Origin of the sequence: Paenibacillus plantiphilus, from assembly GCF_927798095.1 — a bacterium.
Lineage (GTDB): Bacteria > Bacillota > Bacilli > Paenibacillales > Paenibacillaceae > Paenibacillus_Z > Paenibacillus_Z plantiphilus.
The window spans coordinates 231111-252229 of sequence record NZ_CAKMMF010000002.1; the positions used below are offsets into that span (position 1 = coordinate 231111).

Consider the following 21119-nt stretch of genomic DNA (forward strand, 5'->3'; position numbering starts at 1 on the left):
CTCTCGTTCTTTCTCTACTACTCTCTTCCGCTGCTTGCGGCTTGCGGGTCTGCCGGCGCAATTAGAGCATCAAAGGCTCTGCTCAGCTCGTCGTTCTCAATAATTTGCTGCCAAGGGTCCTTCATCAGATCAAGTGTTTTATCAATTCGGCTGTTATAGCCGTCACGGTCTTCTTTGCTTTCCAGCGCTTGCTTGATTGTATCCAGGCCGATGCGCTGCGCCCACTCGCTCGTCCGCTCGCCGAAGTTAGCCGTCTCCCGGTAGTACTGCAAATAGGCTCCCGTCCAATCGAGCACTTCCTCTTCCGTCTTCACCTTCACAAGAAGATCGGCCGCGCGCACTCTCGTACCGCCATTGCCAGCGATATAGAGCTCCCATCCGCCGTCAATCGCGACGACGCCAAGATCCTTGATCGTCGCCTCTGCACAGTTGCGCGGGCAGCCCGATACGGCAAGCTTCACCTTGTGAGGGGTGTTCAAACGCTCGAATTTCTTCTCCAAATCGATACCCATCTTAATGGAGTCCTGTGTTCCGAAGCGACAGAAAGTGGAGCCTACGCAGGTCTTGACCGTACGCAGCGCCTTGCCGTATGCATAGCCGGAGGGCATATCGAGATCCTTCCACATGCCGGGCAAATCCTCTTTCTTCACGCCCAGCAAGTCGATGCGCTGCCCTCCCGTAATCTTCACGAGCGGCACATGATATTTCTCCGCGACAACCGCTATTTTCTTGAGATCCTCCGGCGTAGTGACACCGCCGTATATGCGAGGGACGACCGAGAAGGTGCCGTCCTTTTGAATATTTGCATGGTTGCGTTCATTGACGAAGCGCGATTCCAATTCATCCTCGTGCTCCTCAGGAAACGCCATCCCCAAATAGTAATTCAGCGCTGGACGGCATTTCGAGCAGCCCTCTGGATTGTTCCATTCCAGGACATGCATCACTTCCTTGGTTGTCGTAAGCCGCATCCGCGTGATAGCGTCAACCACCTCGTCGCGCGACATCGCCGTACAGCCGCAGATGCCTTCCTTGACCGCTGCCACATTATCTGCGCCAAGCGTCGTGGTTAGAATCGCTTCCACTAATGGCTTGCAGCCGCCGCAGCCGCCGGATGCCTTCGTGCAGGCTTTAATCTCCGCAATGCTGACACAGCCCTTCTCCATGATCGCTTCCGTAATCGTGTCCTTCGTAACCCCATTGCAGCCGCACACGATTTCGTCGCCGCTCATGGCCATGACGAGATCGGTTGTGCTGGCAGGCTTGCCGCCTCCGCCAGATGGGCCGAACAGCACTTCCTTCTCTCTTCCCGAGAAATCCTCACCGCTTCGAATGAGCGAGAACAATCGCGAGCTGTCGCTTGTATCGCCGAATAGTACAGCGCCTACCACTTTGCCCTTCTCGAAAACAACCTTCTTATAAACGCCATCCAGACCGTCTTGAATGCGCAGCGCCTGGGTTCCCGGCTCATCTGTGAATCGTCCAGCCGAGAATACATTAACGCCTGATACTTTAAGCTTCGTAGAGACGACCGAGCCTTGATACCCCTCGCTCTCAACGCCAGCAAGCTTCTTCGCCAGAATCGCGCCCTGCTCATACAATGGAGCCACTAGCCCGTAAGCAATGCCACGGTGCTCCGCGCATTCGCCAACGGCATAAATATTAGGAATGTTCGTCTGCAAGTAATCATTGACGACGATGCCCCGGTTCACTTCAATGCCGCAGTCCTTGGCAAGCTGAACATTCGGCTTAATGCCGACCGCCATAACAATCAGATCCGCATCGACATGCGTGCCGTCCTTGAATTTCAATCCTGCCACGCGCTTCTTGCCGATAATGGAATCAGATTGCTTCTCAAGCAGGAAGTTCATGCCTTGCGACTCCAGCTCCCCCTGCAGCAGCTTGGAGGCCGTCGGATCGAGCTGACGCTCCATCAAGCAGTCAAAAATATGCACGACGCTGACATCCATCTTCAAATTGACCAGTCCTCGCGCTGCCTCAAGACCGAGCAGACCGCCGCCGATAACGACTGCTTTGCGGTAATTTTTGGACGCATCAATCATCGTTTCACAATCTTTAATATCACGGAACGCAATAACGCCTTCCTTATCCGCTCCCGGGAGCGGCAGCATGAACGGAAGCGAGCCGGTTGCGAGCACAAGCTCATCGTACTTCACTTCAATCCCTTTATCAGTGGTCACAAGCTGATTCACGGCGTCAATACGCTCAGCCGCTTGCCCATAATGGAGTGTAATATCGTTATCCCGGTACCAATCCCAGTCATTCAGAATAATATCCTGCATACTGGCATCGCCAGCAAGCACAGAGGACAGCATGATACGGTTATAGTTGGGGTGCGGCTCCGCGCCAATAATCGTCACTTCATACCGATGGGGGTTAAGTTTCAACAGCTGTTCCACGAACGAAACACCGGCCATGCCGTTGCCGATCATGACTAATTTTCTCTTCATTCGAATATCTCTCCTTTATAAAAACATAAAAGCCCATCCCACTGTTGTTAGAACGAGTGAGATAGGCTCCATTGCCGGGTAATCGACACGCCTTTGTGTCGTTAAGTTGACCTTCATAGAATCAAGTATATATGAAGTTAAGTATTGATGTCAATATAGTTGACATAAAAAAGAGCGGTTTCCGCATACGATGTCATGTTTGCTCGTTTAGATCAATTTTACATCGACATCCCCTTGAATTTTATGTTATATTTTATTACACATTTAGCAGGAATAAGACCGCATAATGAGAAGTTCCCCCTTATAAGAGGTGATCGATTAACATGTTGAAATCCGTACTGCTTGTCGAAGAAAACAACCGCACGATATCCATGCACAGTCTACAGCAAAATTGCCGCACGCTGCACCGGGCCAACACCCTTTCCGAGTCCAAAGAATTCATTAGTGTCGTTGATGCTGCGGTCCTCCATGTTCCCCTGTCCAAAATGAATGCATGGCAATCCAACCTGTCAGGTATGCGTAAGCTTCCTATCATCTGGCTATGCTCTGAGAACGCAGCGCCCAAAGAGATGGACTGGGGCTTCGCGCTCGACGGCATCCTGTACAGCTCGATGAATTCCATTGAGATGCAATATGCGCTCAATTGGAGTCTCCGCGTCTTTCAGCAGCGCAAAAGATGGGCGGACGAACGGGATCAGCTGCTGCAGCGGCTGGAGGAACGCAAGTGGATCGACCAGGCGAAGACTGTTCTCTGTGAAATCAAAGGCATTTCGGAGGCCGAGGCCTATGATTTCTTGCGCAAGCAGGCCATGAATGAACGCAAGCGCATCGGCGATATCGCTGCATCTATCGTCAAAGTATACCAACTCATTCACGGCTAGCCTGTTCATATTGCATATCGATCAGCATGCGAAAAAAGTTCATGTTAGATATATTGACATGACGTTTCGGAGTCGCATATAATGCAACTATGTTCACAAAGATGTGAATCGTCTAAGAAGATACTCAGTCTGCACACCGAAGTGCAGCTGATGGCAAAGAGGCCGGATTGCAGGAAAGACGTCTGCAGTGCGGCCTTTTCTTATTACAGAAGAGAAACCAGAGAGACTAAAGAGAGAGAAAAGAGAGCTTAATTCGGAGAGGAGTTTTTGAGAATGATGGATCGGAAAAGCTTTTTAAAAAGTGGTCATAGTCCTTCGTTATTAAGTGCATTTCTATATTTTGATGTCAGCTTTATGGTATGGGTGCTGCTTGGCCCGTTGGCGGTAGTCGTCATGAGCGATTACCCGATGGATGCCGCGCAAAAGGCGAATCTGGTGGCGCTCCCGATTCTTGGCGGCTCCATACTCCGCTTGGTGCTTGGTTATTTGACCGATGTGATCGGACCTAAACGGACTGGGCAGCTGGGGATGATACTCACAATGGTCCCGTTGATTTGGGGCTGGAAATTCGTTGACTCCCTTGGCGAGCTCTACATCGTCGCCTTGCTGCTCGGTGTAGCCGGTGCTTCGTTCGCAGCTGCGCTTCCGCTTGCCAGCCGCTGGTATCCACCGCAATATCAAGGATTGGCTATGGGCATCGCCGGGGCCGGCAACAGCGGTACTGTGTTTACTACCCTGTTCGCGAATCGGATCGCCCAGCATTACGGCTCGTGGGAGGTCGTGTTCGGTCTTGCGCTCATTCCAATCGTTGTCGTCTTTATATTCTTCTCGATATTCGCCAAAGACAGCCCGACACAGCCTTCACCGCGTAAGCTTTCGGATTATGGAGCTGTATTAAAGCAGCGTGATACATGGTTGTTCTGTATCCTGTACAGCGTCACATTCGGCGGATTCGTCGGCATGTCCAACTACTTAACGATTTTTTTCAATACGCAATACGGTCTCAGTCCGGTCCGTGCTGCCGACTTTACAACCATCTGTGTTATTGCGGGAAGCTTCTTCCGGCCTGTGGGCGGATGGCTGGCCGATAAGATCGGCGGCATCCGAATGCTGATGGTGCTCTACGCGGTAGTCGGCATTATGCTCGCTTGCGTATCTGCGCTGCCATCACTGTCGGTCATCACCGTTCTGTTATTCGTCGGCATGATGGCGCTGGGGATGGGCAACGGCTCCGTGTTCCAGCTCGTGCCGCAGCGGTTTCAGAAGGAGATTGGCATCATTACCGGAATCGTTGGCGCAGCAGGCGGCCTCGGCGGCTACTTCCTGCCGAAGATTCTCGGCAATCTCAAGCAATCGACAGGCTCATACACGCCGGGCTTTCTCATTCTTAGCGGTATTGCCCTTGCCTGCATCGCACTGATCTTCGTCGTCCAGAACTCATGGAAGCGGACCTGGATTGGCAGCGGCGGCAAAGCGCTTGATCCAGCCATTCAGAACTCGGCTGTATCTTAGCGGGGGCTCTCATGGATGCCCTTGATCCGTTCGACATGTTTGAGCTGCTGGATGTCATGGACTGGTGGGGAACAGGCCCGAACCGTTCCTCTAACGAATATGCAAGCCCTTCGGAAGCCCACGAGCAGCATAATGCGCACGAATGCGCACGAAGCTTCCTGGTGAAATGATGGATAAGCAATACGCAGAAAATCATGTCGTCAGACCCTATAAAGTGAAATGAATGCCATTCTATGGGGATTGAAGGAATACCGCAGTGAAATCAAAGTGAACACCAAAGTGACATCTAAATGAATCCAAAGATATCACACCAAGTGAATTGAAGGATTTTAATCAAGTGAATCGAAAGAACACCAAACGGAGGGATTTCTATGGCTGCAGCGCCCATCGCCGCTGATTCGAACCAGGACCGACTGCACTCGCATTGCTGCTATTGCAGCATGCAATGCGGGATAGACCTCATTCGCACCGAGACAGAACTCGGCTGGGAGGTCAAGCCAAGCCAGAATTTCCCCGTGGCGACTGGACGGCTTTGCCAGAAGGGGCTGAATTCACTCGGTCATGTTCTACATCCCGAACGTCTTCAGCTGCCTCAGCGCCGGATCGCTGCCGCTCGGCCAGGGGAGGCTTGGCAGCAGTCCGGCTGGGAGGATGCGCTTGACGAAATCTCTTCCCGCATCACATCCATACAACAGCGCTATGGGAATGATGCGGTATCGGTGTTCGGAGGCGGTTCATTAACGAATGAAATGAGCTATCTGCTCGGCAAATTCACAAGAGTCGCGCTGCGTTCGAAATATATCGATTATAACGGCAGATACTGCATGTCTTCCGCAGCAGCCGCTCAAATCCGCGCCTTCGGCATTGACCGCGGGATGAACGTGCCTCTGGACGACATACCGATGGCAAAATATATTATTTTGGCCGGAACGAACATCGCGGAATGCCAGCCGACAATGGTCCCGTACCTGATGGCCGCGAAGAAGCAGAAGGCGATCATCGTCACCATTGATCCACGCCAGACGATGACCTCCAAGCTCGCTGATATTCATGTCAATCTGCAGCCCGGCTTCGATTCCGTATTCGTGAACAGCCTGCTGCATGTCATTGTGAATGAAGGCTTGTATGACAAAGCATTCGTAGAATCCTACACAACGGGCTTCGAAGAAATTGCCGAAGCGGTGCAGCATTTCTCCCCCGATACCGTGTCCGTCTATACCGGTATTCCGAAGGAGGTTATTCGCACAATCGCCCGGGGCTTTGCCAATGCGGAGACTGGCATCGTGCTTACCGCGCGCGGGCTCGAACAACAGGTTAACGGCGTTGAGCATACCCTCAATTATATTAATCTCTGTCTCTTGACTGGCAAAATGGGGAAGCCCGGCAGCGGCTTTGGCGCTGTTACTGGCCAGGCGAACGGTCAAGGCGGCCGGGAGCATGGACAGAAGGCCGACCAGCTCCCAGGCTATCGGATGATCGATGATCCGGCGGCGCGCCAGCATGTCGCCGAGGTGTGGGGCATCCATCCAGATGAGCTGCCCGGCAAGGGCGTGTCCGCCTACGAGCTGTTCGGCAAAATTCATGACGGCGAGATTAAAGCGATGATTGTCCTTGGCTCCAATCCGCTTGTATCAAGCCCCAACAGCGCCAACGTGGCCGAAGCGCTCAAGAAGCTGGAGCTGCTCGTCGTCGTCGATATGTTCGAGACCGAAACAGCTGGATATGCCCACTGGCTGCTGCCCGGGTCTTCCTTTCTGGAGGCCGAGGGCACACTTACCAATCTGGAAGGACGGGTCTTTCACCGTCCCCGCGCATTCCATACACCCGGCGAGGCGATGGAGGATTACAAGCTGATTCGCAAGCTGGCGGAGAAGCTTGGACGGGGAGCGTATTTTCAGTACGATTCGCCAGAGGAGGTTTTCGATGAGCTGTGTCGCGCATCGAAGGGCGGCAAGGCAGATTATAGCGGGATGTCCTACGATCGCATCAAAGCCAGCAAGGGCGTATTCTGGCCATGTCCGTCCGAGCAGCACCCTGGCACGCCTCGGATGTTCGAGAATAATAGCTACTACCTGCCGGACGGACGCGCGAAGCTGCACGGGATAACGCCCAAGAAGCCAGCGGAAACGACTGATCGCGACTACCCGTATATTTTGACCACTGGACGCCTTGGCAACCATTACTTGAGCGGAGCCCAGACACGCCGAACACCGGCGTTGATGAAGAAAGCGATGGTTCCAGTGGCGGAAATCCATCCTTCCGTGGCCGAGCGAATTAAACTCCGCTTCGGTGACCGAATACGGCTCACGACACGGCGCGGCTCGCTCGTATTCGATGTCAAAATCTCGCAGGAAATCCACCCTACGACGGTCTTCGTGCCGTTCCACTGGGGCGGCGAGCATTCCATCAACGTGCTGACCAATGATGCGCTGCATCCCATTAGCCGGATGCCCGAGTTCAAAGTATGCGCCACGAGAATCGAGCGAGAGGACCGCGAGGAGCTTGCCCGCCATTAAGGGGTGATGACGAAGGAATCACCTCCTTAATCGGCCCGCATGCGAGAAACATTATGGAACTGCCAGCCACACAAATGTACACCCGATAGGATAAAGAAGATGCTTCCAAGCCCACATTTATAGTGGTTTTGGAAGCATCTTTTCACATCATTTGGGAATGGCTCATTGGATATTAGACTTTTCGGACAATCCCTTTGTGGGACGAATCAGACTGTTGAAAAAGTCGGCGGTAGATTTCTTGATGAGATTGCATCGGCCCTCGCCTGCATCCGCGTTGCTACGTTGATGCAAAAACCCCCATGACGTCGATAGATGACAGCCCCCTAAATGCAAAAATACAGGTGATAGAACCAAAAGGGACCATTTCCAGCCACTTACCTGCAAAAGTACATCAATACAGCAGAAAAGTACGGTATTCGCTGGTTTTCACGATATTTTGATGTATTTTCGCAGTTGTTCCGGCTGCGTGCAGTTATTTTTGATGCAAGAGATGTACTTTCGCAGGTCTGCTGATTGATAGCAGGCAGCGTTAAGGTCAAGAAGGTTTGCGCTAGTGAATAGGATGTTTCCATCGGAGATGGATGCTGTTGTCGGCCGGGGGAGGAGGCCCCTCCCATATAGCAGTTATAGTTTGATGTTTGATGGGTTTGCGGTCTGTCACCTGTCAGCATACGTCAGCCTATCCCCCGCCCAGAAATCGAGCATACGCCTCCGGCGTATTGAGATTCTGGAACGCTCGCTCTTCGTCAGCTTCAACTGGAACAGCTTCCACCCTCATATGTGCCAGCATGTTCATAACACGATACTCCCCATTCTGAAGCAGCTGCTCAAGCCTGTCCGCTATTCGTGTATGATAGAGAGCATGGAACGGTTGATTGGGCGCTGTAATAACATCTGGCTGATCACACGCTGCCACGATCTCCGACTTGCTGCAGACGGTTTTCGGTTTGGCTATCGGTCTCAGTTTCGTTTGCGCAATCATTCGTCTCAGCAGCGTTTCCGACAGGATGGGCATATCACATGCAAGGACAAATGCGTACCCCTCCGGCAGCACAGACAATGATGCGTGGAGTCCGGCCAGCGGCCCGCTGCCCGGGTAGACATCGCTGACAAATAACATATGATCCGCCAACTCTCCCACCGCATCGCGATAGCGAGCCTTGCGAGCCTCATCCCCCACAGCGATAACCAATGGTCCGCACAACTGTGCCATCTCCTGAGCGATATGCCACAGCAATGGCTTGCCATTCCTATCGAGCAGCGCCTTGTCCTCTCCCATTCGCGAGCTCCGGCCTCCCGCTAATAAAATACCGCTTATCGATACTCCGTCCATCGCCATTCAACTCCTTGTCCAAGCTCATTTTATTGCAGTTCTGCGTTCGTTTGCCGTACCGGGCTATTAATCATGGGCCGAGCCGCCTGCGGCATATGCTCTGGAAGGGAGGAGATGCCATGACTGCTCAATTTCCTGACGGCAACGGCAACAGCAGCACCCGACCATCTGCCGAGACGATATTGCGAGCAAAGCAATTCAGCGCGAGCAACTACCTGCCATTGCCCATAGTTGTAGAAGAAGCCGGTGGAGTATGGGTGAGAGACGCTGAGGGCAATCGCTACATGGATATGCTGAGCGCGTACTCCGCCCTGAACGCGGGACATCGCCATCCTCGCATCATTGCTGCCTTGAAGTCGCAGGTCGACAAAGTTACGCTTACCTCGCGCGCCTTTCACAACGAGCCCTTCGCAGCGCTCTGCGAGCGGCTCTCCGCCTATACCGGCAAACCGCTCTCACTGCTGATGAATACAGGAGCAGAGGCTGTGGAGACGGCTGTAAAAGCAGCCCGCCGATGGGCTTACCGCAGCAAGGGCGTGCCTTCGGGGCAGGCGGAGATCATCGTCTGCGAAGGAAACTTCCACGGGCGTACACTAACAGCGACGTCCTGCTCGTCAACAGCAGACTACCGAGCCGACTTCGGTCCATTCACGCCCGGCTTCCTTACGGTTGCTTACGGGGATGCAGCAGCGCTGGAGCAAGCGATCTCCCCTCGGACAGCCGCATTCCTCGTCGAACCAATCCAGGGCGAGGCCGGCATTCGCATCCCGCCGGACAACTACTTGAAAGAGGTTCGCGAGCTGTGCAGCAAACACAACGTCCTGCTCATTGCTGATGAGGTGCAGACGGGCTTCGGCCGAACTGGCGCCCGATTCGCCTGCGACCACGAAGAGGTCGTTCCCGATCTGTACGTTCTGGGCAAAGCGCTCGGCGGCGGCGTGCTCCCGATATCCGCCGTCGCTGGCGGCACAGACATCCTCGGGCTGTTCGAGCCCGGCTCGCATGGCTCGACATTCGGCGGCAATCCGCTCGCCTGCGCTGTAGCCCTCGCAGCGCTCGATGTTACCGAGGAGGAGCGGCTCGCCGAGCGCTCGCTGCGATTGGGCGAGCAGCTGCTCATACGGCTGCGAAATATAAGAAACCCCGCAATCAAAGATGTGCGGGGTCGCGGCTTGTTCATAGGCATGGAGCTGCATGAGCCGGCTCGCCCCTATTGCGAGCGGCTCATGGCGCTTGGTTTGCTGTGCAAAGAAACGCACAAGCACACCATTCGTTTCGCGCCGCCGCTAATCATTACGGAAGCGGAGCTGGACTACGCAGCTTCCAAGGTTCAGGAAGCGTTCATGCCCCTTGACTTAAGGAACAGCAGCATATTGAACTGATTATGATTTGATATCAAATGAGCTTTTGAGTGAAACAATCCGATTAAACACCAGTCGCTCCGCGCCGGTATGCTTGGGATCGACGTTGAAGTAGCCGTGGCGGAAGAACTGGAACTTGTCTTGTCCGACTGCATCCTTCATGTTCGGCTCGACAAAGCCTTGCAGCACTTCCAATGAATTAGGATTGATACGCTCCAGAAACGGCTTGCCCGCATCCTCCGCATCATCAAGGATCAGCGGCTCATACAGACGGAATTCCGCCGGCACCGCTTGGGATGCCTCCACCCAATGGATCGTTCCCTTCACCTTGCGTCCAGTAAATCCGCTTCCGCTCTTCGTCTCCGGATCGTAGGTGCAGCGCAGCTCGACAACATTGCCCGCCTCGTCCTTGATGACCTCTTGGCATGTAATGAAATACGCATGCTTGAGCCGCACCTCGTTGCCTGGGAACAAACGGAAATATTTGCTCGGCGGATTCTCCATGAAATCGTCTCGTTCAATATAAATCTCGCGCGAGAATGGAATTTCACGGCTGCCCATCTCTTCGTTCTCCGCATTATTCTCAGCTGGCAGCAGCTCAACTTGCCCCTCTGGATAGTTCGTAATGACCACCTTGAGCGGCTGCAGCACAGCCATCGTACGCAGCGCCTTCAACTTCAGATCCTCGCGGATAAAATGCTCCAGCATCCGCTCGTCCACGACGCTGTAAGCTCTCGCCACACCGATCTCGCGGCAGAAGGCGCGCAGCGCCTCCGCTGTGTAGCCCCGTCTGCGCAAGCCGCTGATCGTCGGCATGCGGGGATCATCCCAGCTCTCAACGACTCCTTCGTCTACGAGCATCTTGAGATAACGCTTGCTCATGATCGTATTCGTCACATTCAAGCGAGCGAATTCATATTGATGCGGCTCGGATTCCATCTCGCATTCTGCAATGGTCCAGTCGTACAACGGACGATGGTCCTCGAATTCCAGCGTGCAAATGGAATGCGTTACGCCTTCAATCGCATCGCCGAGCGGGTGGGCATAGTCGTACATCGGATAGATGCACCATGCATCGCCAGTCCGATGATGATGCGCATGCGCAATACGATATAGTACAGGGTCGCGCAGATTGATATTCGGAGACGCCATATCAATCTTGGCGCGGAGCACCCGCTCCCCATCCTTGAATTCGCCTGCGCGCATCCGAGCGAACAGATCGAGGTTCTCTTCCACGCCGCGGTCGCGGTATGGGCTGTTCTTGCCCGGCTGAGTCAGCGTCCCGCGAGCCTCGCGAGTCTCCTCTGCAGACAGGTCGCACACATACGCCTTGCCTTTCTTGATCAGCCGCACAGCACGGTCGTACATTTCCTCGAAGTAATCCGAAGCAAAACGGAGATTATCCCATTCAAAGCCAAGCCAGCGAACATCCTCCTGGATCGCGTCCACATATTCCGTATCTTCCTTGAGCGGATTCGTATCGTCAAAGCGCAGATTCGTAATCCCTTTCAGCTCATCCGCAAGCTCGAAATTCAGACAGATCGACTTGGCATGGCCGATATGCAGATAACCGTTAGGCTCCGGCGGGAACCGCGTCACAATCTCGCTTACTTTACCGGTTTTCAAATCTTCTGCAGCAATATTTTTAATAAAATTCGAGGATGATGTCTTGTTGTCCACAGCGACCAACCTTTCCCAACGTAAATTTCTATTCTACTATAATACACAATTTCCCGGTTGATTATAAGAGAGAACGCAATCCTTGGAGCCTCAGAACCGATGAATGATACAAGAAAATAAGCAGGCTGTCGGGGTCCGCACCGAGCGCCTCACCGAGCGCTGCTCCCAGCGCACGTTGTTTCGCTGCATCACGGCATCGGCGGGCCACACCCTAAGACATGGAGCCATCCTCTCGCGAAGGAGTTGCTTCCGCTGATCGCTTTTGATTGCAGGGCGGCTCTTTGCAGTGCCCATATGCCTTAGCTCGCCTCGTTTGGATATTTACAGTAGTATGGCCTTCGGCAGCAATGTCAATCCAGCGCTCATTACCCTATAAGTACTTTCATACGAACCTGTTGAAACCAACCGCTGAATAGGCTTCAGCAGGCATAAAATTGAATACATGAGGCCACGACGAACAAAGAAGAACCTTCAGGCTGCTGCATCATGCATAGCCTCGAAGGTTCTTTGGTATAGTCTTGAAGATTCTTCTTTTACAACCTCAAAGGTTCCTTTGTACAGCCCTTGAAAAGTTCTGCTTGTATAGGTATAGCGAGCGAGTGGCAGGGGAACCTGCTAATAAAGCGAAGGTTACAGCAGCGCTTCAATATCCGCCTTCATATCGAGCGGCTCCACCGTCGATTCAAAGCGCTTGACAACCCGCCCCTCACGGTCGACGAGGAACTTCGTGAAGTTCCATTTGATCGAATTATCGATCATCCAGTGCGGAAGCTTTTCATTCAAAAATGAATGCAGCATTTTACCGCTAGGCTGCGTAGTGTCGAAGCCCTGGAACGGAGCAGCTTCCGTCAAATATTGAAACACCGGATGCGCATTCTCATCCCGGACATCCGTTTTCGCGAATAACGGGAACGTAACACCGTAATTAATCTGGCAAAAGCTTTGCACATCCGAGTTGCTGCCCGGCTCCTGCTCTCCAAACTGATTAGAAGGAAACCCAATGATTTCAAGTCCTTCGCTTTGATACTGCTCATACAGCTTCTGAAGGTCTGTATATTGCGGCGTAAATCCGCATTTGCTGGCGGTATTGACTACGAGCAGCACCTTGCCCTTATAATCGGACAATGCCTTAGCCCCTCCATTAATCGTCTCTGCTTGAAAATCATATAGTGTAGTCATCGTTGGTATCCTCCTATAATTTAATTTCTTGCGAAGGCAGTGCGTTCTAGCAGTCCGAAGCACGTCCGGGCGTTAAGCCAAGCGATAGCAGTCTCCATCCAAACTGCCGAAGCTCGTTCTGGCAGCGCACACAGTCGCCTCCGCTTAGTCCAAATTGCTGTACTCGCTTTGATGAATCGTCTCGGTCAGCTTGTGAAGCTGCTCTCTTAGCAGCGATAATTCTTCCAGCGGCAAGCTAGTCTGACATAGCACCTTGTCTGGAATTTCAAGAACAAGAGACTCCAGCGCCCGGCCTTGCTCCGTTAATCGGACAATAACACTTCGTTCGTCAGCGGCATTCCGTTCTCGAATAATCAACCCCGCTGCCTGAAGCTTCTTCAGCAAGGGTGTGAGCGTTCCAGAATCGAGATGCAATCGCTGCCCCAGTGTTTTCACTGGTATTTCATCTGTCTCCCACAGGACGAGCATCGTCACATACTGGGTATAGGTCAGCCCGAGCTCATCAAGAAAAGGCCGATACAGCTTCGTCACCTCTCTGGCACAAGCATACAGGGCAAAACAAAGCTGATTATCCAATCGAAGCCTGTCATTACGACTCATACCTTCCGCCTCACCCCCTGTTTTGTCGACTGTCGATATCATTAGTATTTAATAAAATTAAATTGTATACAATCAATATACATATAATATCAAGTACCGCTGCACGAGTCAAGCGTCCTGTCTATTCAACCTGAATGTGTACCGGCTGGGTATGCTCCTCCGCTTCTGCAGGTGATATTTTATGAAAACCATTGTCTCCCCAACCCCACATCGTTCCATCTCGTTTCATCGCTAACGAATGGTTCATGCCTGCAGCAATGGAGGCCACATGGTCAAGTCCTGCAACTTGCTTCGGAATAGAACGGCTGCCGTGCTCCTTCAGATGCCCTTCACCCAAGTAACTTTTCTCCTGATCGCCCCACTCCCACACATTTCCGCTGCCATCAAGAGCCAGAGCGTAACTCAATCCGGCAGAGATCTCTACAATATTGCTTAGATCTTTGGTTTGGGAGGGCAGCTTGATGTTGTTATCCAGTCCGTTCCGATCGATAGGAGTGCCATCGCCAATCTCTCCTGAAGAATTGCTTCCCCAGGCCCATACCTCTCCTTCCTTGGTTAATGCCATGGAAAAGTCGTAGCCAGCATCAATAGCCGTTATATTGCTCAATGATTCAATTTGTTTCGGAGAAGACTTAGGAACGTCAGTCCCGTCTCCGAGCTGCCCGGATTCGTTGGCCCCCCATGCCCATACCGTTCCGTTCTCAGCCAATGCCAAAGCATGCTTATCACCTGCGGCAATATCCATCATCTTAGGTATTCCCGTAATTTGTGCAGGTACAAAAACTTCCTTGTAATCAAACGTGTCCGGATCAGAACCCAAATCAATCTCATCGCCATTGCCCAGTTGGCCTGTATAGTTCGTCCCCAACGACCACACCGTACCATCCTCCTGCAAAACAACGAGAAAGGAGTTGCCGATCGCCACTTTACTTACATGGGCTAATCCTTCCACCCGCCGGGGAGAGATTTCTCTTTCCTCCGTATCGAATATCGAACCATTGCTCCCCCAAACCCATAAAGCCCCGTCATGCGCAGCAGCAACGCCCCATTTGGCGTCTATGAATTTGATATCCTCTATCTCTTCAACAAGCTGTGGCGCATCGTTAGCTACATCTGGAGTGAAATAGACTGCATCATGCAGTTTCATGCCCCAATGATACACGCTGCCTCCTTCCATAAGCGCCAAGGAGAACAGACTCCCAGCAGCGATGTCTTTGATCTTGTTGTCTGAATTCCCCAATGCTGCTTTATCTAAAAGGGTATTACGATCTGACGCAACCATATAAACGGAAACAGCCACGATCAGAATGCCTGCCACGATTCCAATGTATAGCTTGCTTGCGAACCTCATGCCACTCTTCCCTTCCTTCCAATCCTAATCAGCTATTTATACTTCTACGAAAAAATGTAAAATCCTGCGAGTGATAGCTGCAACGCGCGGTCACCCCCTGTCCTCCTCAGAATCGGGACGATTCTCGCCCTGAGCCAAGGGGATAGTGGCCATAAGGCGCTCCCCCTCCAGCAGAACCCCCTCTTTACAGTGAGCCTATTGTTTGATAAACTGGCTACGCTAATTGTTAACCAACATTATTTATACATGGTTAACAATTAAAAGAATCGGAGCGTGATCCCTCATGGCATTGGAATATGAATATTTGGCGGCTATGAACAAGGCGCACTTATGGCATCCTTTTACGCAAATGAAAGACTACAACAGCACGGACCCGCTCATTATTGAACGGGGTGAGGGCGTTAAGCTGTACGATGTGCAGGGACGCGCCTATTATGATGGATTCTCGTCGGTTTGGCTCAATGTGCACGGTCATAATGTGCCCGAGCTGAATCAGGCTATCATCGATCAACTACAGAAGGTTGCTCACTCCACCCTGCTCGGCATGGCGAACGTGCCTGCCATCGAACTCGCAGGAAAGCTGTCAGCTATCGCTCCCGAAGGTTTGACGAAGGTGTTCTTCTCAGACTCTGGCGCGACAGGCGTGGAGATCGCATTGAAGATGGCTTTTCAATATTGGCACAATCGAGGCATAACGGGGAAACAAAATTTCATAACGATGAGAGAAGCCTATCATGGAGATACCATCGGCGCGGTAAGCGTGGGCGCGATTCCGCTCTATCATGAACGGTTCCGCCCGCTGCTTTTTCAACCCTATGTCATTCCATATCCGCAAGCCTATCGCCACTCCGGCGGTGCTGCTGGCGCAATGGAGGATACTCTCGCCTCCTTGCGCGACACCCTGCAGAAACATGGCCATGAAATTGCGGCGCTCATCGTCGAGCCCATTGTACAGGGAGCCAGCGGCATGATGATTATGCCTTCCGGCTGCCTCACTGAAATCGCGGCGTTATGCCGCCAGCACGATGTGCTGCTCATTGCCGATGAGGTGGCGACCGGCTTTGGACGGACAGGAGCCATGTTCGCTTGTGATCTGGAGCAAGTGTCTCCCGATCTGATGGTTGTCGGCAAAGGGTTGACAGGCGGCTACCTGCCTGTTGCCGCGACGCTGGCTACGGATGAGGTTTACAGCTCTTTTTATGCTGATTATGAGGAACAGAAAACTTTTTTCCATGGCCATTCATTTACCGGCAATCCGCTTGGCTGCGCTGTGGCGCTTGCCAGCATCAAGCTGTTCGAGGAACGCCGCATTGTAGAGGGTACTGTGGCCAAAGCCGCCAGTGTGGCTCGAAGACTTGCCCCTCTCGCCCAATGGCCTCATGTCGGTGATATTCGGCAGCAGGGACTTATGATCGGCATTGAGCTGGTGCGCGATAAGGCAACCAAAGAGCCCTACGCTTGGGAAGATCGCATCGGCGTTCGCACCTCGCTGCGGGCAAGAGAGCTCGGAATGCTGACGCGTCCACTCGGCAATATCGTCGTCTTTATTCCACCGCTGTCCAGTACGGAGGCAGAGCTTGCAGCCATGACAGACATTCTCGCTGCCGCCATCCAAGATGTGACTCAGAAGGATTGGCGGCCATGACTCTGAGTCAAGCGCGTGGACTTTTCGTGACAGGCACTGACACAGGTGTCGGCAAAACGGTCATTACCGCAGCGCTTGCCGCCGCCTTGCGGGCTGAAGGCCGAAACATCGGCGTATGGAAGCCTGTTCAATCCGGGGCGCTGCTGGGGAGCGGCATTACCGATGCCGAGCGGCTGCTGCAAGGCTCAGGCATCAATGAGCTTCCCGAATCGGTAGCTCCCTATACCTTCGAAGCTCCCTTGACACCGTTGCTCGCGGCTCGGGCCGCCCATGTGGAGCTCACGCTGGAGGCTCTGAGCGCAAGCGGACTCCCGCTCATGGCGCGTTACGATTCACTGCTCATTGAGGGCGCGGGCGGCATTGCCGTTCCGCTGACGAATGAGGCGCTCGTCATTGATTGGATCGCTGAGCTCGGTACGCCCGTGTTGATCGTTGCCCGTTCCTCTCTTGGCACCATCAACCATACGCTGCTGACAGCAGCTATGCTCAAGCAGCGCGGCATTCCCGTCGTTGGTGTCGTATTGAATGATGGTTTTGAGGAGGCCATCCATGACGCAGAAGACCCCAGCACTTCTACGAATGCAGCTCTAATTGAGCAGTTTGGCGACGGCCTGCGAGTGCTTGGCCGATTCCCCCGAATTGTGGAGGAAAGGCCGAGCCCTGCGAAGCTGGCGGACCTCATCGGTCGAACGATAGATTTGTCGCCTGTGAGACAGGCTTTGGAATAGACAGTTACCTTGGGAGGATGATTAGATGACAACTTTATCAGCCACAACAGATTGGCAGCTTTTAGCACAAAAAGCACTGAGTGGAGCAAGATTGACGATGGAAGAAGCGTTGGCTGTTCTGGAGGCGGATAATGATGAGGTGCTGCCGATTCTGCAGGCCGCCTTCACGGTGCGGAAGCATTACTACGGCAAGAAGGTAAAGCTCAATATGATCATTAATGCCAAAAGCGGCCTGTGCCCGGAAGACTGCGGCTACTGCTCGCAATCCATTGTTTCGACTGCGCCCGTGAAGAAGTACACCTTGCTTGACAAGGATACGCTGCTGGCAGGCGCTCGTGAAGCGATGTCGCGAAAAGCAGGCACATACTGCATCGTAGCAGCAGGCAAAGGTCCGACAGACAAGGAGCTGGAGCAGGTCGTAGAAGCAGTTAAGGAAATCCGCGACACGATGCCGCTCAAAATCTGCGCATGCCTTGGCATCCTCAAGGACGGACAAGCGAAGAAGCTGGCTGAAGCCGGTGTTCACCGCTACAATCACAATCTGAATACGAGCCGAGCGAACTATCCCTCCATCACAACAACCCACACCTATGATCAGCGGATCGAAACGGTCGAGGAGGTCAAATCCTATGGCATGTCCCCTTGCTCCGGCGTTATTATCGGCATGGGCGAATCGATGCAGGAAATCGTCGAGATGGCTTATTCGCTTCGCGACCTGGATGCGGACTCCATACCGATTAACTTCCTCAATGCAATCCCGGGAACTCCCTTGGAAAATGCAGGGCGCACGCCAGCTATGACAGCATTGAAGGTGCTGGCCTTATTCCGTTTCATCTGTCCATCCAAAGAAATCCGTGTAGCTGGCGGACGTGAAGTTAATCTGCGCACCCTGCAGCCCCTGTCGCTCTATGCAGCCAACTCGCTGTTCGTCGGTGATTATTTGACCACAGCGGGCCAGGAAGTAACGTCCGACCATCACATCATTGAAGATATGGGCTTCGAGATCGAAATGTGTGCGCTCTAGGCGGTGCATGGTATGACGATGAAATGGATGGAGCAGGAGCTCCAATCACTGGCTGGCGAAGCGCTCGAACGGAAGCTCCGCGACAGCGCCCCTGTCTCCGGTCGGCCAGGCTACATATTGCGGGACGGGCAGGAGCTGCTCAATCTGTCGTCCAACGATTACCTTGGTCTTGCACAGCATCCCGCGATTATTGAAGCTATGCGCACGGCGCTCTTGACCGAAGGCGCAGGATCAGGGGCATCGCGCCTCGTCACCGGCAATCGGACACCCTATCGCGAGCTGGAGGATGCGCTTGCGGATTGGCAGCAATGCGGCGCGGCGCTTGTTGCCGCGAATGGCTATATGGCCAACACAGGCGTCATAAGCGCCCTCGTCGGTCGTGGCGATGTCGTGTTCAGCGACCGGCTTAACCATGCGAGCATTGTGGATGGCGTGGCGCTTAGCCGTGCGGAGCATGCCCGTTATCGCCATAACGATATGGAGCATTTGCGCCATCTGCTGCACAAGCATCGCGGGGCAAGGCGCAAGCTCATTGTGACAGACACGATTTTCTCGATGGATGGCGATCAAGCGCTGCTGCATGAGCTGGTGCAGCTCAAAGGACAGCACGGCGCGATGCTCATGGTAGACGAGGCGCATAGCGGCGGCATATACGGCGGGAACGGCGAAGGTCTATGCCATTCACTCGGCATACATAGCGACATCGACATCCATATGGGAACGTTCAGCAAAGCCTTCGGCTTATACGGCGCATATGTATGCGGCAGTGAAACGCTTGTACGCTGGCTCGTCAACAGAGCAAGGCCATTTATTTACTCTACAGCGCTGCCCCCCTCCATCTTAGCCGGTATTTCGCAATCGCTTGAGATTGTGCGAAGTGAGAGTGACAGACGCCGGCTGCTCCTCGCAGCAAGCCGCAAATTCCGCACTATGCTGAGGGACGGCGGCTTCCAGACCAGCGACGGCGACTCGCCCATTGTGCCCGTCATTGTCGGCGACAATGCGGCAGCTCTGCGGTTCAGCGCAGAGCTGCAAGAGGCGGGCATCGCAGCTGTTGCGATTCGCCCGCCCACTGTGCCGGAGGGGACAGCCCGGATCCGCTTCTCGCTGTCCGCTGTCCACACAGAGCGCGAGCTGGAGCAAGCGGCCTCATGCATCCGCAGCATCGGCTTGAAGCTGGGGGTGCTGCCGCTATGACAGTGGGGACAGAACAGCACTCGCATCCGGCTGTGACCGTACTTTGGCTCAGCGGCTGGAGCTTCGACGATGCTGCATTCACCACGCTCAGAGGCCATCTGCCGGCAGAATGGCGGCATGTGCCGGTTCGCTATGAGCATGCGGACTCGCCTGAGCAGTTCTATGCGATGGCCTCCACAGCGGCGGAGGCTTGCCGTCGCTCGGCAGCAGGGCGACTGCTCATCATCGGCTGGTCTCTCGGCTCCCTGCTTGCGCTTCGCATCGCAGCAGACGGCTTGGCGGACGGCATTGTCCTGCTGAATGGAACAGCCCGCTTCGTCCGACCCAAAGGAGAGACGGAGCTCGGCTGGCTGGATGCCTATGTCAGGCAGATGGGAACGGAGATCAAGCATGACCGCGCAGCCGTCGAGCTGAAATTTCGCGAAGCTCTATTGACAGCGCAAGAGCTTGAGAACGGCTGCGTTCAGGAGTTGCCGCCAGCGGAGAGCTGGTCCACCGAAGCGCTGCTAGCCGGCCTTAATGTCCTTCGCAATGAGGATTGCAGAGGCCTGCTGTCCACAATTACCCTCCCGGCACTGCTCATTCATGGTGTGGAGGATACGATTTGTCCGATTGGCGCAGCTCTGGAATTACAAGTTAGGCTGCCCCATGCGAGGCTGATCACATTGGAAGCCAGCGGACATGCGGTCTGTATAACCCGACATCAGGAAGCATCAGATGAGATAAGGAGATGGTGGCATGAATGGCAAGCTGCGAGCGATACAGCGGCGATTTGATCGAAGCGCGGATAGCTCATACGATGCACATGCCAGTGTACAGCGGTTAATGTCGCACTCACTTTCCACCGCTATCTCCCCGCTAACCCACGGTTTACATCCAGGCCCAATCAATATTTTGGAGATTGGCTGCGGTACGGGAGCATTGACGGAGAAGCTCGCGTCATTATTTCCAGAGGCATCGATAACGGCGCTTGATCTGTCTCCCGCCATGCTGGAAGCGGCAAAGCAGCGTCTCGCAGGCAGACGCCTGACCGCTGTTACTCATGCCAGCATCCGCGCCGGGCAAATGAACTGGATACTTTCTGATGCTGATAGCTGGCTCGCCAAGCAGAGCGCGGAGAGCTGCTCCTTCGACCTGATCGTCTCTAATGCCTGCTTCCAATGGCTGCCAGATCCTGCAGGGACGCTCTCGAAACTTGCCCAACTGCTTCAGAAGCGGGGCGGGTCACTCGCCTTCACTACCTTCGGACCGAAAACATTCCATGAGCTGCACCAATCGTTCGCAGATGCTTACAGCTCAAACAATCTGCCTCCCCAGAGGCATGGGCTGTCCTTTCACTCTCCTGATCAGTGGCAGCAGCTCCTGGTGGAAGCCGGGCTCGCAGACATCGTGATTGAGCGCAACGTCCACTGTGAACGGCATGCCTCGGTGCGCGATTTCCTCCTTTCGATTAAAGCAGTCGGGGCCAGCACTTCAGAAGCAGCACCCCTTCATGGAATATCGCGGCGTATGCTTTTCACGCAAATGTATCGTTCATACGAAGCTCGATACCGCGCGCCAGACAGCAGCATTCCCGCTACCTATGATCTCATGCTGCTGCATGCGCGCACCCGCTCATAAACATAGGCCCGCACGCTGCAGTAG

General features: G+C 53.7%; 17 protein-coding genes. 11 read left to right on the plus strand and 6 right to left on the minus strand.

The features are described 5' to 3' along the window. Positions 1-17: 17 nt before the first annotated feature. Entirely contained in the window at positions 18-2468 is a 2451-nt protein-coding gene (nirB, locus tag L6H65_RS02445; RefSeq protein WP_236338754.1) for a nitrite reductase large subunit NirB, read from the minus strand. A gap of 323 nt (positions 2469-2791) precedes the next feature. On the opposite strand from nirB, the gene L6H65_RS02450 reads away from it, so the two are divergent. The 4 genes from L6H65_RS02450 (at position 2792) to L6H65_RS02465 (ending at position 7377) form a co-directional block, all read left to right on the plus strand. After that, positions 2792-3349, plus strand: a complete 558-nt coding sequence (locus tag L6H65_RS02450) for an ANTAR domain-containing response regulator (RefSeq protein WP_236338755.1) — start codon at positions 2792-2794, stop codon at positions 3347-3349. Between the two features lie 276 nt (positions 3350-3625). After that, positions 3626-4861, plus strand: a complete 1236-nt coding sequence (locus tag L6H65_RS02455; protein ID WP_236338840.1) for a nitrate/nitrite transporter — start codon at positions 3626-3628, stop codon at positions 4859-4861. Between the two features lie 11 nt (positions 4862-4872). Next, a complete protein-coding gene (locus tag L6H65_RS02460) occupies positions 4873-5031 on the plus strand; it encodes a hypothetical protein (protein WP_236338756.1) in 159 nt (52 codons plus the stop codon). A 201-nt stretch (positions 5032-5232) separates the two neighbouring features. Further along, positions 5233-7377: a molybdopterin oxidoreductase family protein gene (locus L6H65_RS02465; protein ID WP_236338758.1), complete on the plus strand. Its 2145-nt coding sequence runs from the start codon at positions 5233-5235 to the stop codon at positions 7375-7377. A gap of 679 nt (positions 7378-8056) precedes the next feature. On the opposite strand, the gene mobA is transcribed toward L6H65_RS02465, so the two are convergent. After that, positions 8057-8710, minus strand: coding sequence for a molybdenum cofactor guanylyltransferase (mobA, locus tag L6H65_RS02470; protein WP_236338760.1), 654 nt, complete (start codon positions 8708-8710; stop codon positions 8057-8059). A gap of 119 nt (positions 8711-8829) precedes the next feature. Here mobA and rocD point away from each other — a divergent pair, with 119 nt between their 5' ends. Then, complete coding sequence (gene rocD, locus L6H65_RS02475) at positions 8830-10092, plus strand: ornithine--oxo-acid transaminase (protein WP_236338761.1); 1263 nt, start codon at positions 8830-8832, stop codon at positions 10090-10092. Here rocD and L6H65_RS02480 read toward each other — a convergent pair whose 3' ends face one another. The 4 genes from L6H65_RS02480 to L6H65_RS02495 all read right to left on the minus strand — a co-directional run bounded on the left by L6H65_RS02480 (position 10093) and on the right by L6H65_RS02495 (position 14881). Next, positions 10093-11751 carry a glutamine--tRNA ligase/YqeY domain fusion protein gene (locus L6H65_RS02480; protein ID WP_236338762.1) on the minus strand — a complete coding sequence of 553 codons (1659 nt, stop codon included), beginning with the start codon at positions 11749-11751 and terminating at the stop codon, positions 10093-10095. Positions 11752-12381: 630 nt separating this feature from the next. Beyond that, complete coding sequence (locus L6H65_RS02485) at positions 12382-12930, minus strand: glutathione peroxidase (RefSeq protein ID WP_236338763.1); 549 nt, start codon at positions 12928-12930, stop codon at positions 12382-12384. A gap of 144 nt (positions 12931-13074) precedes the next feature. Beyond that, positions 13075-13530 carry a MarR family winged helix-turn-helix transcriptional regulator gene (locus L6H65_RS02490; protein ID WP_236338764.1) on the minus strand — a complete coding sequence of 152 codons (456 nt, stop codon included), beginning with the start codon at positions 13528-13530 and terminating at the stop codon, positions 13075-13077. 121 nt (positions 13531-13651) lie between these two features. Next, positions 13652-14881, minus strand: coding sequence for an RCC1 domain-containing protein (locus L6H65_RS02495; protein ID WP_236338765.1), 1230 nt, complete (start codon positions 14879-14881; stop codon positions 13652-13654). A 283-nt stretch (positions 14882-15164) separates the two neighbouring features. On the opposite strand from L6H65_RS02495, the gene bioA reads away from it, so the two are divergent. The 6 genes from bioA to bioC are packed head-to-tail and all read left to right on the plus strand — an operon-like array spanning position 15165 to position 21095. Then, positions 15165-16526, plus strand: coding sequence for an adenosylmethionine--8-amino-7-oxononanoate transaminase (bioA, locus tag L6H65_RS02500; RefSeq protein ID WP_236338766.1), 1362 nt, complete (start codon positions 15165-15167; stop codon positions 16524-16526). Next, entirely contained in the window at positions 16523-17254 is a 732-nt protein-coding gene (bioD, locus tag L6H65_RS02505; RefSeq protein ID WP_236338767.1) for a dethiobiotin synthase, read from the plus strand. Before bioA ends, bioD begins: the two co-directional genes overlap by 4 nt. 25 nt (positions 17255-17279) lie before the next feature. After that, positions 17280-18278, plus strand: a complete 999-nt coding sequence (gene bioB / locus L6H65_RS02510) for a biotin synthase BioB (protein WP_236338768.1) — start codon at positions 17280-17282, stop codon at positions 18276-18278. Between the two features lie 18 nt (positions 18279-18296). Then, positions 18297-19475, plus strand: coding sequence for an 8-amino-7-oxononanoate synthase (gene bioF / locus L6H65_RS02515; protein ID WP_236338841.1), 1179 nt, complete (start codon positions 18297-18299; stop codon positions 19473-19475). Beyond that, positions 19472-20251 (plus strand): alpha/beta fold hydrolase, encoded by a 780-nt coding sequence (locus tag L6H65_RS02520; RefSeq protein WP_236338769.1) that lies wholly within the window; start codon positions 19472-19474, stop codon positions 20249-20251. Before bioF ends, L6H65_RS02520 begins: the two co-directional genes overlap by 4 nt. Further along, a complete protein-coding gene (bioC, locus tag L6H65_RS02525; protein ID WP_236338771.1) occupies positions 20214-21095 on the plus strand; it encodes a malonyl-ACP O-methyltransferase BioC in 882 nt (293 codons plus the stop codon). Before L6H65_RS02520 ends, bioC begins: the two co-directional genes overlap by 38 nt. Positions 21096-21119: the final 24 nt, after the last annotated feature.